11 protein-coding genes are annotated in these 12,011 nt (G+C 55.5%); 1 reads left to right on the top strand and 10 read right to left on the bottom strand.

What is annotated here, in order from left to right; all coding sequences use genetic code 11:
• The 6 genes from RMS03_RS06870 to RMS03_RS06845 all read right to left on the bottom strand — a co-directional run.
• The coding region (locus RMS03_RS06870; RefSeq protein WP_310626343.1) for a U32 family peptidase at positions 1 to 1,827 on the bottom strand (1,827 nt) is incomplete at its 3' end.
• Positions 1,828 to 1,892: 65 nt separating this feature from the next.
• Positions 1,893 to 2,675: a peptidylprolyl isomerase gene (locus RMS03_RS06865; RefSeq protein WP_310626342.1), complete on the bottom strand. Its 783-nt coding sequence runs from the start codon at positions 2,673 to 2,675 to the stop codon at positions 1,893 to 1,895.
• An 8-nt stretch (positions 2,676 to 2,683) separates the two neighbouring features.
• The gene (locus tag RMS03_RS06860; protein ID WP_310626341.1) at positions 2,684 to 2,953 is read right to left on the bottom strand and encodes a BolA family protein; all 270 of its coding nucleotides are present in this window, start codon (positions 2,951 to 2,953) and stop codon (positions 2,684 to 2,686) included.
• Positions 2,950 to 3,495 carry a septation protein A gene (locus RMS03_RS06855; RefSeq protein ID WP_310626340.1) on the bottom strand — a complete coding sequence of 182 codons (546 nt, stop codon included), beginning with the start codon at positions 3,493 to 3,495 and terminating at the stop codon, positions 2,950 to 2,952. Before RMS03_RS06855 ends, RMS03_RS06860 begins: the two co-directional genes overlap by 4 nt.
• An 11-nt stretch (positions 3,496 to 3,506) precedes the next feature.
• The gene (msrB, locus tag RMS03_RS06850; protein ID WP_310626339.1) at positions 3,507 to 3,914 is read right to left on the bottom strand and encodes a peptide-methionine (R)-S-oxide reductase MsrB; all 408 of its coding nucleotides are present in this window, start codon (positions 3,912 to 3,914) and stop codon (positions 3,507 to 3,509) included.
• Entirely contained in the window at positions 3,911 to 5,428 is a 1,518-nt protein-coding gene (locus RMS03_RS06845; RefSeq protein WP_310626338.1) for a protein adenylyltransferase SelO family protein, read from the bottom strand. Before RMS03_RS06845 ends, msrB begins: the two co-directional genes overlap by 4 nt.
• Before the next feature lie 131 nt (positions 5,429 to 5,559).
• On the opposite strand from RMS03_RS06845, the gene RMS03_RS06840 reads away from it, so the two are divergent.
• Positions 5,560 to 7,203, top strand: coding sequence for a 3-(methylthio)propionyl-CoA ligase (locus tag RMS03_RS06840; RefSeq protein WP_310626337.1), 1,644 nt, complete (start codon positions 5,560 to 5,562; stop codon positions 7,201 to 7,203).
• Between the two features lie 198 nt (positions 7,204 to 7,401).
• Here RMS03_RS06840 and RMS03_RS06835 read toward each other — a convergent pair whose 3' ends face one another.
• The 4 genes from RMS03_RS06835 to RMS03_RS06820 all read right to left on the bottom strand — a co-directional run bounded on the left by RMS03_RS06835 (position 7,402) and on the right by RMS03_RS06820 (position 11,706).
• On the bottom strand, positions 7,402 to 9,450 hold the full coding sequence (locus RMS03_RS06835; RefSeq protein WP_310626336.1) for an ATP-binding cassette domain-containing protein: 2,049 nt from the start codon (positions 9,448 to 9,450) through the stop codon (positions 7,402 to 7,404).
• The gene (gene prmB, locus RMS03_RS06830; protein ID WP_310626335.1) at positions 9,447 to 10,331 is read right to left on the bottom strand and encodes a 50S ribosomal protein L3 N(5)-glutamine methyltransferase; all 885 of its coding nucleotides are present in this window, start codon (positions 10,329 to 10,331) and stop codon (positions 9,447 to 9,449) included. Before prmB ends, RMS03_RS06835 begins: the two co-directional genes overlap by 4 nt.
• A gap of 75 nt (positions 10,332 to 10,406) precedes the next feature.
• A complete protein-coding gene (gene dapE, locus RMS03_RS06825) occupies positions 10,407 to 11,564 on the bottom strand; it encodes a succinyl-diaminopimelate desuccinylase (protein WP_310626334.1) in 1,158 nt (385 codons plus the stop codon).
• Positions 11,565 to 11,568: 4 nt separating this feature from the next.
• Positions 11,569 to 11,706 (bottom strand): hypothetical protein, encoded by a 138-nt coding sequence (locus RMS03_RS06820; RefSeq protein WP_310626333.1) that lies wholly within the window; start codon positions 11,704 to 11,706, stop codon positions 11,569 to 11,571.
• Positions 11,707 to 12,011: the final 305 nt, after the last annotated feature.

The following is a 12,011-nucleotide window of genomic DNA, read 5'->3' as shown; positions in this document are numbered from 1 at the left end:
CGTGCCTTGTACGCCCGTGACGCCCTTGGCTTGTTTGGGGCATAGGCTCATGCTGAAGCGCACGCAGTGCTTGGTGATCATCAGGCTGGCTTCGCCCAATTCTTCGTGGCTCTCGTACGCCGCTTCAATGACTTTCACGCCGTGCTTGGCATAGAAGTCGTGCGCTTTTTGGTTGTAAACGTTGGCGAGATATGTGAGTGAATCTTCGGGGTAGTTCACGGGCGGTTCAACGGCGACGGCGCGTTGTGGGCGTTGGTAGGCTTTAAGGCGCGCTTGCTCTAAGGCCACTAGCGCATCCCGACGCAAGGCGTTGAGCGACGAAGCAGGCACAAACCAAGCCTGGCTAAGGTTGATTTGTAGGTTGAGAACTTCAAACACCGTTGCACCAAATTTACTCAGGTGTTCGCGCAGGCTCGCGTCGTTGCGCACGACGTCTTTGGCAAGTTCTTTCTGGCAGACGAGGGTAGCGCTGGCCGTGTGACCATCCTCATCGGTGAGTTTGAGCGCAAAGCCTTGCGGTGTTTCTGCAAACTCCACCCATGCGCCAATGCGGCGTTCACTCGAGGTTTTCTCAAGGCCACGCACCCAATCCATGTCGCGGTTGCGGTTGATGACCATGCCCGCGCGCAAATCGCGAAAGCCTTCGACCGGGTCTTTGGGGAACAAGCGCCACACGATTTTTTTGGCGGTGGGTTCAGCGCGGTTGATGGCCACACCGACCAGTTCTTTTTGCAGGTCGTAGTAGCACAGGCCATCGCCGTTGTGTAGCACGGTAGTTTTGTCGTAGGGCTGCACTTCTAGCCAGTTAGGGCCCGTGCTCATCACTTCGCCCAGCACAATGCCTGGGTTCTTGGGTGAGTCAAACGCACCGATGTCCTCTTTGCGCCCTTGCACAAAGTAGTCGGTGAATTCGCGGTTGAAGTTTTGCTCGGGGTTGGGCGTGAAGTACAGCGTGGTGTTGCCGCTCGATGCACGGCTGAGTGGTGGGCGCTCGGGGTCTGCCGAGTATTGGCGGGCTTCGATCAGTTCGTCGATCAACACGCGGTAGTGGCCCGTGATGTTTTTCACATAGGCCATGTCCTTGTAGCGGCCTTCGATTTTGAAGCTGCGCACACCTGCATCCACCAACGCAGCGAGGTTCTCGCTTTGGTTGTTGTCTTTCATCGAGAGCACATGCTTGTCGTGTGCAATGAAGCGACCTTGGACATCGGTGACGTGATAGGGCAGGCGGCAGGCTTGGCTGCAGTCACCTCGGTTAGCGCTGCGGCCAGTATGGGCATGGCTGATGAAGCATTGGCCGCTGTAGGCCACGCACAAAGCGCCGTGAACAAAGAATTCGAGCTTGCAGCGCTCGGCATCGAGCACATCATGAATGGCTTTGATTTGAGGCAGTGTCAGCTCGCGGGCCAACACGATTTGTGAGAAGCCCACGTCTTGCATGAACTTCGCCTTCTCAGGTGTACGGATGTCGGTTTGTGTGCTGGCGTGTAGTTGGATGGGCGGCAAGTCCAGTTCCAAAAATGCCATGTCCTGCACGATCAGCACGTCGGCACCTGCGCGGTACACGTCCCACGCCATTTTTTGCGCAGCTTCAAGCTCGTCGTCACGCAAGATGGTGTTGAGGGTGATGAAAATTTTGCTGTTGAAGCGGTGTGCTTCTTTGCACAAGCGTTCAATGTCTTGCAGCGTATTAGAGGCGCTGGCTCGCGCACCAAAGGCAGGCGCACCGATGTACACCGCATCTGCGCCATGGTGAATGGCGGCAATGCCAATGTCGGCGTCACGCGCGGGAGCAAGCAGTTCGAGTTGGTGGTTGAGCAAGGACATGGCTTGAATTATCTAGACAAACAAAAGCGGCCCGAAGACCGCTGTGTGCATGGGGCAAAGGTGAGTTATTCGACCTTGGCTTTGGTGCGCAATTCTTGTTGGAAAACGGCCATGCGTTGTTGTTGCAACTGTTGCGCGATTTGTGGCTTCACATCGTCTAGCTTGGGCAACTGAGCTTCACGCACATCGTCCAAACGGATGATATGGAAACCAAATTGGCTTTGCACGGGAGCAGACACTTGACCTTTGTTCAAAGCCACCATGGCGTCAGAGAATTCTTTGACGTAGTTGCCGGGTGCGGCCCAGTCGAGGTCGCCACCGTTAGCGCCTGAGCCTGGGTCTTTGGACTGCTTCTTGGCGATGTCTTCAAACTTACCGCCTTTTTTCAGGCTGGCAAGGATCGCGTCGGCCTGGGCTTGCGTCTCGACCAAGATGTGACGTGCGCGGTACTCTTTGCCGCCATTGGCTGCCACGAACTTGTCGTATTCAGCTTGCACATCGGCATCGGTGACCGCGGCTGTCTTTTGGAATTCAGCAAACAACTCACGGATGAGGATGGTTTGACGGGCCAATTCGATTTGAGTTTTGTAGTCGTCCGTGGCATCTAAGCCGCGCTTTTGGGCTTCTTGCATGAAGATTTCGCGAGCGATCACTTCTTCTTTGATTTGGCCTTCGACCTCAGGTGTGATGGGGCGACCAGAGCGAGCCACTTGCTGCTTGAGGGCTTCTGCACGGCTGCTTGGTACAGCCTTGCCGTTCACGATGGCGATGTTTTGTGCCGTGGCACTGACGCTTAAGGTGGCGAACACAGCTGCGGCAACAGCAGTCCAAATCATTTGTTTTTTCATGTCAAATCTCAGGGGGTTTCTATGACTTCGATAGCCAAGGCATGCAAGCCTTGATCTATATATTCTTGCAACGCATCATACACAAGGCGATGCGTCGCCACGCGAGTTTGACTTGCAAAAATTGGGCTTTGAATGCGTATCCGAAAATGGGTACCCATGCCCGTGTCACTGGCCCCCACATGGCCCGCATGGGCGGCGCTTTCATCTAAAACTTCGACAAAAACTGGGTTTAAGCGTTCTTGTAATCGCTGTGTCAGGGCTTGTGCAGTGATATTCACAGCGTGTCCTCAGGCTGTTCTTTGATGAAGCGGCTCATGTAAATGCCTTGGGCCACGACAAACACCAGCATGAGGCCCAAGCCACCAAAGAGTTTGAAGCTCACCCATGTGTCGGTGTCAAAGTGGTTCGCCACCCAAATGTTGATGCAGCCCATGACCGCAAAGAAGCACGCCCAACTGTGCAACAACGCCAGCCATGCATGCGCGGGCAACGCCACTTGTGCGCCCACGAGTTGTTTGAGAAGGTTGCGTTTGAACACATAGTGCCCCACCCACAAGGCGCTGCCCATGAGCCAGTACAGCACGGTAGGTTTCCATTTGATGAAGGTCTCGTTTTGGGTGAGCAAGGTGGCACCACCAAACACCACGATGACACCCAGGCTGACCCATTGCATGGGCTCGACAAATCCTTTTTTGTAGCGCAGATAGCCAATTTGCGCCAAGGTCGCAGCAATCGCGACCGCCGTGGCGGCCATGATGCCCCAGGCTTTGAAGGTGACAAAAAATAAGATGATGGGAAAGAGGTCGAGCAGGAGTTTCATGGATGGCGGGTTTATTTGTTTGGTACGAAGTCTAACGAGGCCGAGTTCATGCAGTAGCGCAAGCCTGTGGGCGCAGGGCCATCGTTGAACACATGGCCTAAATGTGCACCGCATTGGCTGCACACCGTTTCGACACGCACCATGCCGTGGCTGGTGTCGCGGTGCTCGGTGATAGCTTCTTCGCTGGCCGCGGTGTGAAAGCTAGGCCAGCCACAGCCTGCGTCAAATTTGGTGTTGGCTTCAAACAGTTTGGCATCGCAGCAAATGCAGTGGTAGCTGCCGCTTTCCCAATGGTTTTCGTACTTGCCTGTGAACGGGCGTTCAGTGGCGGCTTTGCGCGTGACATCAAAGGCCACGGGCTCGGTGTGTTTGGTCTGCAGCAGCTCACGCCACTGGTCATCGGTTTTTTGAATTTTCATGAGGAACAACTGATTTCAATGGATGCGGCCCATTCTGGCGCAAGCCCTGCCCAGCTTTCGAATTGGGGATGTTCGTCACATGGGGCATGCAGCACGGTTAACAAATCGCCCACCATCTCAAAGTCGCCGCTCTTGGCTTGGCGAATGGCCAGTTCGCCCAAGTGGTTGCGCAAAATAAATTTGGGGTTGACTTGGAGCATCTTCAAGCCAGCCGTCTCGCGGTGCTGTGCATTACCCTCTGCCGCGCTGTCTAAACGTGCCAAATAGCTGCTGCACCACGCATCAAAGGCCTCGCGATTCAAGAACAAATCACGCACAGGCTCAAACGCATGGCGTGCGTGCTTTGATTCAGCCACCGCATGGCTGAGGCGACGCCAAAACACGGTGTAGTCGACGTGATCTTTATGCATGGCCTGGAGCATGCCTTCGACCAATTCGCGGTCTTTCTCGTGCACACCTGTGAGCCCAAGTTTGGCGCGCATGCCTTGATCGAGGGCTTCTGGGAACGCAGTTTTATAAGTTTCCAAAGCCTCGAACGCAGGCGCTTGTTCATCGATCAAAGGCATTAATGCCTGGCCCAAGCAGAACAAATTCCAGTAAGCCACTTGCGGTTGTCTGGCGTACGCATAACGGCCTTGATGGTCTGAGTGGTTGCAAACATGACCTGGATCAAAGCCGTCAAGAAATTGAAACGGGCCATAGTCCAAGGTCAGTCCCAACACGCTCATGTTGTCGGTGTTCATCACTCCGTGACAAAAACCGACCGTTTGCCATTGCGCCATGAGTTGCGCCGTGCGCTGCGTGACTTCTTGCAGCAATGCCGCATAACGAGGTGCGCCCTCAAGCGTTTGCAAATGCGGCATGTGATGCGCGATCACGTGGTCAACCAGTGCCCGCAGTTCGTCAATTTGGCCCTGAGAGGCAAAGTGTTCAAAGTGGCCGAAGCGCACAAAGCTTGGGGCGACGCGGGTCACAACCGCTGCGGTTTCAAACTCTTCGCGCCGCACGCGACCGGGTGATCCTGTCACGCACAAAGCCCGCGTGCTTGGAATGTCCAAGCCATGCATGGCTTCGCTGGCCAAAAACTCACGAATGCTTGAGCGCAGCACGGCGCGTCCATCCCCTTGCCGTGAATAGGGGGTGGGGCCTGCGCCTTTGAGTTGGATTTCTTGATGTCCAGTGTTGGTTTGAATTTCGCCCAAGCTCAGCGCACGGCCATCACCCAGCTGACCCGCCCACACCCCAAACTGATGGCCGCTGTACACGCTGGCACGTGGGGCACTGCCCGCCAACACCAAGTTGCCCGTCAGCGCTTGCAGGACTTCTGGGTGGTCCCAAAATTGATCGGGCAGGCCCAAGGTCTGAGCGAATGTTTCGTTGCGTCCCACCCAATGCGGGGCGGGCAAAGGTGTGGGCAAGCAAGGTGAGTAAAACGACCTGCCTAGTTGCGCAAAGCCTTCTTGCCATGGCAGTTGAAGCGATGGTTGCGTGGTGGGAGCTTGTGCAAAGGTCATGCAAAAGATTGTCTCGGGAAATCCATAGGCCTGTTTTTAAGAGGGCTTCGCGAAAACGCCAAAAAGTACTGGCACAATAAATTGACAGTAAATAGCACGACCGTGCGGAAATACAAATCAGGGGATAAAAAATGCTGGGCTTGATGCAAAACCAACCACTGTTGATTTCGTCGTTGATCGAATTTTCCGATCGCCACCATGGTGATGGCGAAGTGGTCTCTCGACGTGTCGAAGGTGACATTCACCACTACAACTGGTCGGGTGTGGCGCAACGTTCACGCCAGGTGGCCAACGCCTTGGATGGGCTCAAGCTCGGCTTCGGCGACCGTGTGGCGACATTGGCGTGGAACGGTTATCGCCATTTGGAGCTTTACTTTGGCGTCAGCGGTAGCGGTCGTGTGTTGCACACCATCAACCCCCGTTTGCATCCAGATCAAATTGCTTGGATTGCCAACCACGCGGAAGATCAAATCCTGTGCTTTGACATGACCTTCTTGCCCATCATCCAAGCCGTGCACAGCAAGTGCAGCACCGTCAAGCATTGGGTCGCATTGTGTGATGCCGATCGCTTACCCGCCGATACAGGCATTCCTGGTTTGATGAGCTATGAAGCATGGATCGCCCCTCAGAGCAAGACCTATGAATGGCCCGAGTTCGATGAAAACACTGCTTCAAGTATGTGTTACACCAGTGGGACCACTGGCAATCCAAAGGCTGCTCTGTACAGCCACCGTTCCACCATCATGCATGCCTATGCCGCGGCGCTGCCAGACGTGATGGGTATTTCGGCCCGTGATGCGATCTTGCCCGTGGTGCCCATGTTCCACGTCAACGCTTGGGGCATTCCATACAGCGCCGCACTGACCGGTGCCAAGTTGGTGTTCCCAGGTTCGGGCATGGACGGCCAGTCGATTTATGAATTGATTGAAGGTGAGAGCGTGACGTACGCGGCAGGTGTTCCTACCGTGTGGCAAATGTTGTTGACCCACATGAAGTTGGCGAACTTGAAGTTCTCGACACTCAACCGCACCGTCATTGGTGGTTCCGCTTGTCCACCCGCCATGATTGACGCCTTCCGTGACGACTATGGCGTTGACGTTTTGCATGCTTGGGGCATGACCGAGCTGAGCCCACTGGGCACCTTGTGTACGCTGAAGAACAAACACCTGCAATTGCCTGCTGAAGAGCAAATGAAGATTCGCTTGAAGCAAGGTCGCGCGATTTTTGGCATCGACATGAAGATCGTGGATGACGCAGGCCATGAGCAACCCCACGACGGCAAGGCCTACGGCGACTTGCTGGTTCGCGGCCCTTGGGTGGTGTCCGATTACTACAAGGGTGAGGGCGGGAGTCCTTTGGTGAAAGATGCCAAGGGGCTGAGTTGGTTCCCCACGGGCGACGTGGCCACCATCGACCCCGATGGCTACATGCAAATCACCGACCGCAGCAAAGACGTGATCAAGTCGGGTGGTGAATGGATCAGCTCCATCGATATTGAAAACATCACTATGGCACACCACGCTGTGTTGATGGCCGCTTGTATTGGCGTGAAGCATCCCAAGTGGGACGAGCGCCCGATCGTGGCGGTGGTTAAAAAGCCAGACGTGCAAGTCACCCGCGAAGAGCTGCTCGCGTTTTACGAAGGGAAGACAGTCAAATGGCAAACTCCAGATGACGTGGTGTTTGTCGACAGCATCCCATTAGGGGCTACAGGAAAGATGCTCAAGACCAAGTTGCGCGAGCAACTCAAAGACTACAAACTCCCCAGTTTGTGAGGGAGAGCATCAGTCGCGCGCGCGATACTTTTGACGGTTGATCTGCATTTAGTAACAGCTTCTCGACTTATGCCTGCAAGGGGGCGTCTCTTTGGCGATTTGCTTATTGAGGCCCTTAAGTCACCCGAAGAGCAAAGGTTCATTTCCAGCCATCACTTAATGCAACGCGCAGCTCAGTGAGTGCTGCACTTAATTGATTTAAGCCATCGTGCTTTCAATGGCATCTATGGCTTCGGTCAGCTCTAGCCAGCGCAGCTCTAACGCAGCCAGTTCATCGTCCACTGCCTTGAGGCGTTTGCCTGCTTCGGCAATATCAGCAGGAGGCAAGGGCGTGGCGAGCTTGTCGTGCAGGGCTGTCTTTTCAGACTCCAGCGTGGCCATGGATTTCTCGACGCCATCAAACTCTTTTTTCAACGGGCGTTTCTTCTCGTTGATGTCTTTGCGCAGCTGCGCGTCTTCTTTGCGTTGGTCGCGAGAGGCAATAGGCGCAGTCGCTTTCACCACGGCCGCCGACGCTTGCACAACAGGTTCCACCACTGCTGCCACAGTTGCCGCAGCAGCAGGCTTGAGCGCCGCTGCATTCGCAGCAGCCACAGCTTCGGCACGCAAGCGTTTGCCTTCGTCCAGCAGGTAGCGTTGGTAGTCGTCCAAGTCACCGTCGAAGGGATCGACGCCGCCACGTGACACCATCCAGAACTCGTCACACACGGCACGCAGCAAGGCACGGTCATGGCTGACCAGCATCACGGTGCCTTCAAATTCGTTCAGCGCCATGCTCAGGGCTTCGCGGGTGGCGAGGTCCAAGTGGTTGGTGGGCTCGTCCATCAGCAAGAGGTTGGGGCGTTGCCACACCAGCATGCACAGCACCAAGCGGGCTTTTTCGCCACCGCTCATGCTGCCCACGGCTTGCTTGACCATGTCGCCACCAAAGTTGAACTGGCCCAAGAAGCTGCGCAAGTCTTGCTCACGTGTGGCTTGGCCTGCGAGCTTGCCGTCGGCGGTGAGTTTTTTGCACAGGTCAATCATGTGCTGCAGCGGATTGTCGGCGGGGTGCAACACGTCAAGTTCTTGTTGCGCAAAGTAGCCGATGTTGAGGCCCTTGCCTTCGGTCATGTCGCCACCAATGGCTTGCAAATCACGCGCAATGGTTTTCACCAGCGTTGATTTGCCTTGGCCGTTGGCACCCAAGATGCCAATGCGTTGACCCGCCAACACCGAGCGGCTGACGTTTTGCACGATGACGGTGGGTGGGGTGCCCGCAGGTGCATCGGCAGGGGCGGGGTAGCCCACGCTCACGCCTTGCATGCTCAGCATGGGGTTGGGTAAGTTGGCGGGTTCTTTGAATTCGAAGCTGAAGTCTGCATCGGCCAACAACGGCGCAATTTTTTCCATGCGGTCCAAAGCCTTAACACGGCTTTGCGCTTGCTTGGCTTTGCTGGCCTTGGCCTTGAAGCGTGCAATGAACTTTTGCAAATGCGCAATCTTGTCTTGCTGTTTGGCAAACGCGTTTTGTTGCAGCTCCATTTGTTCGGCGCGCATGTCTTCAAACTTGCTGTAGTTGCCGCCGTAGCGCACCAGCTTGCCCGCGTCGATGTGCAGGGTGACGTTGGTGACGGCATCCAAAAATTCACGGTCATGGCTGATGACGACCATGGTGCCTTCATAGCGCTTGAGCCATGCTTCCAGCCACACCAAAGCGTCCAAGTCCAAGTGGTTGGTGGGTTCGTCCAGCAGCAGCAAATCAGACGGGCACATCAGCGCACGCGCCAATTGCAAACGCATGCGCCAACCGCCCGAGAAGCTGTTCACAGGGTTGTCGAGCTCGGTGGTTTTAAAGCCCAGACCCAAGATGAGTGCTTGTGCGCGTGACTGCGCATCGTGCTCGCCCGCGTCGTACAGCGCCATGTAGGCGTTGCCCAAACGCTCGCCGTCTTCGGTCGCCTCCGCGGCAGCCACTTCGGCGCGTGCGTCGTTGAGTACGGTGTCGCCTTCAATCACAAACTCGGTCGCGCTTTGCTCGGTCTCGGGCATGTCTTGGGCCACTTGGCCCATGCGCCATTGGGTGGGGATGTAGAATTCGCCCGAGTCTTCTTGCAAGTTGCCATTGAGCAAAGCAAACAGCGATGATTTACCTGCGCCGTTGCGACCCACCAAGCCTACTTTTTCACTGGGGTTCAAGGTAACGGTGGCGCCTTCGAGCAACACCTTGGCACTGCGGCGCAAGGTGACATTTTTAATCGTGATCATTGGGTATTTGCGCCTTCGACAATCGCCTGGCGTGTGAGGAGTAAGACCTGGTCGTCACCAGCACTGGTCGAGAGCCAAACGACATCTAGGAAAGGAAAGGCTGTTTCAAAGTAATCGCGTTCATGGCCAATTTCTAAAACCAAAACCGCATGCTCGCTCATGTGTGCTGGGGCGTCGCGCAGCATTTGACGAATAAAGTCCATGCCGTCGTCACCACTGGCCAAAGCGAGCGCGGGCTCGGCTTTGAATTCGGCGGGAAGTTCAGACATGCTGTGTGCATTCACATAAGGCGGGTTGCACAAGATGAGGTCAAACACACCATCGGCGTGATTCAAACCATCCGATTCGGCCAATGTCATGCGGCCTTCAAGGCCGTGGCGTTCGATGTTGATCTGGGCCACTGCCAAAGCATCTTTGGACAAGTCAAGCCCAAGCACGGTGATGCCGGGAAAAGCGAGTGCCGCCAAGATGCCAAGGCTGCCGTTGCCCGTGCACAGGTCGAGCACGCGCGTGGTGTTGGGGTCGAGCCAAGGGTCAATGCTGCCTTCGGCCAACACCTCGGCAATGAGAGAGCGCGGGACGATGGCACGTTCGTCGATGTAGAACGACACACCTTGCAACCACGCCTCTTGCGTGAGGTAAGCCGCAGGCTTGCGGCTGGCAATGCGGCGCTCAATGAAGGCTTGCACACTGGCCACTTGTGCGGCGGGCAGTTCGATGCTGTGAGCTTCGTCCGACACATCGGTGTCGAGTGGCAAACCCAGCTTCCACAACACCAACCAAGCCGCTTCGTCTGCGGCGTTGGTGGTGCCGTGGCCGAAGGCGACTTGGGCTTGGGTGAGTTGTTGCGCGGATTGGGCAACGAGATGGGGGAGATTCATGAGGATGAAGAATGCATGTCTTTGCGCATGGCTTGCGCGTACAAAGGGTGCAAGATTGATTGCTGGCAGTTATTGCTATGCGTGTTGCGACTGCAAGTTTTCTAAAACACGGCGATAAATGTTTTTCAGAGGATCCAAATCAGCTACGGCCACACACTCGTTGATTTTGTGGATGGTGGCATTGGGTGGGCCCAGCTCAATGACTTGAGGGCAGACTTGCGCAATGAAGCGCCCATCGCTGGTGCCACCAGTGGTGGAGAGTTCGGTCTCGAAACCCACTTCGTCACGGATGGCGCGTTGCACCGCGCCCACCAAATCGCCAGGCGTGGTGAGAAAGGGCAGGCCGCCCACTGTCCATTGGAGGTCGAAGTCCAAGTCGTGTTTTTGCAGCACTGTGGTGAGAAGTTGTTGCAGGCCTTCAGGCGTGGATTCGGTGCAGAAGCGGAAGTTGAAATCCACCACGCATTCACCTGGAATCACATTGCTCGCGCCCGTGCCAGCATAGATGTTGCTGACTTGCCAGCTGGTGGGCGGGAAAAAGTCGTTGCCTTTGTCCCATTCAATCGCTACCAATTCTGTCAATGCGGGGGTGAACAAGTGAATGGGATTCTTGGCGAGTTGCGGGTAGGCAATGTGGCCTTGCACGCCTTTGACGGTGAGCTTGCCGCTCATCGTGCCGCGTCGGCCGTTTTTGATCATGTCGCCGGTGCGCTCTACCGAGGTGGGCTCTCCCACGATGCACCAGTCCAGCTTTTCGCCACGGGCTGTGAGGGCTTCGCACACTTTGACTGTGCCGTCTAAGGCCGGGCCTTCTTCGTCGCTGGTGAGCAAGAAGGCGATGTTGATGGATGGGTCTTTGCAGGTTTGCGCAAACTCTTCACACGCCACCACCATCGCCGCCAACGACGCTTTCATGTCGCTGGCACCACGGCCAAACAGTTTGCCGTCACGGTGAGTGGGGGTGAAGGGGTCGCTGGTCCATTGGTTCATGGGGCCAGTCGGCACCACATCGGTATGGCCTGCAAACACCAGTGTTTTGGCGTGGGCGTGTGCACTGCGTTTGACCGCCCACAAGTTGCTAACGCGAAAGGTGTCTGGCCCACGGTCGATGCGCTCACACGCAAAACCGAGCGGCGAGAGCCGTGCGGTGATGATGTCTAAACAGCCCACGTCCTCAGGCGTGACCGAAGGGCGCGAGATGAGTTGCTCGGTGAGCTGGAGTGTGCGAGACATAAATTTATAACCAGCTCAAAGAGCGGCCAATAACAAGCTCTGTCATTGCAGCACGATGAGTGTTTTTCATGGAAATTAGTTTTGTATCAAATTGGTGATGTTCTGCCAAAACATTTACTTCTGATGCATTGTCGTATGTCATTAAAAAATCGCCTTTAAGGTTTTGGCACAAATCAAAGCAAGTATTTGTGGATACCAGCACGATGTTAGGCCCTTGCCTACTTCTCCGGCTTTTATAAACCCAGCGCCATTAGCCAATATTCCACCATGCCGTGGACGATTATTCAGGATAGTTTGAAACGCAAGATCTAGGGAAGGTCTGCACAACGCATGAATTTGTAGCGTGACTTGTTACGGACTTCACGATGTGCAATTGTGTGCGTCGATAGCACGATTTTTCGGCGTAAGAGACCCATTTCGTCATCCCACCTTTGCCCTCAGGCCCCT

Source organism: Limnohabitans sp. (assembly GCF_031538885.1).
In the GTDB taxonomy this organism is placed as follows: Bacteria; Pseudomonadota; Gammaproteobacteria; order Burkholderiales; family Burkholderiaceae_C; genus Limnohabitans.
This window is presented reverse-complemented; position numbering and strand designations above follow the sequence as displayed.

What these genes read in the sequence shown, in the direction of transcription:
- RMS03_RS06865 (WP_310626342.1), bottom strand. Translation starts at nt 2,675, where the DNA reads ATGAAAAAACAAATGATTTGGACTGCTGTTGCCGCAGCTGTGTTCGCC.
- RMS03_RS06855 (WP_310626340.1), bottom strand. Translation starts at nt 3,495, where the DNA reads ATGAAACTCCTGCTCGACCTCTTTCCCATCATCTTATTTTTTGTCACC.
- msrB (WP_310626339.1), bottom strand. Translation starts at nt 3,914, where the DNA reads ATGAAAATTCAAAAAACCGATGACCAGTGGCGTGAGCTGCTGCAGACC.
- RMS03_RS06845 (WP_310626338.1), bottom strand. Translation starts at nt 5,428, where the DNA reads ATGACCTTTGCACAAGCTCCCACCACGCAACCATCGCTTCAACTGCCA.
- RMS03_RS06840 (WP_310626337.1), top strand. Translation starts at nt 5,560, where the DNA reads ATGCTGGGCTTGATGCAAAACCAACCACTGTTGATTTCGTCGTTGATC.
- RMS03_RS06835 (WP_310626336.1), bottom strand. Translation starts at nt 9,450, where the DNA reads ATGATCACGATTAAAAATGTCACCTTGCGCCGCAGTGCCAAGGTGTTG.
- prmB (WP_310626335.1), bottom strand. Translation starts at nt 10,331, where the DNA reads ATGAATCTCCCCCATCTCGTTGCCCAATCCGCGCAACAACTCACCCAA.
- dapE (WP_310626334.1), bottom strand. Translation starts at nt 11,564, where the DNA reads ATGTCTCGCACACTCCAGCTCACCGAGCAACTCATCTCGCGCCCTTCG.
- RMS03_RS06820 (WP_310626333.1), bottom strand. Translation starts at nt 11,706, where the DNA reads ATGACATACGACAATGCATCAGAAGTAAATGTTTTGGCAGAACATCAC.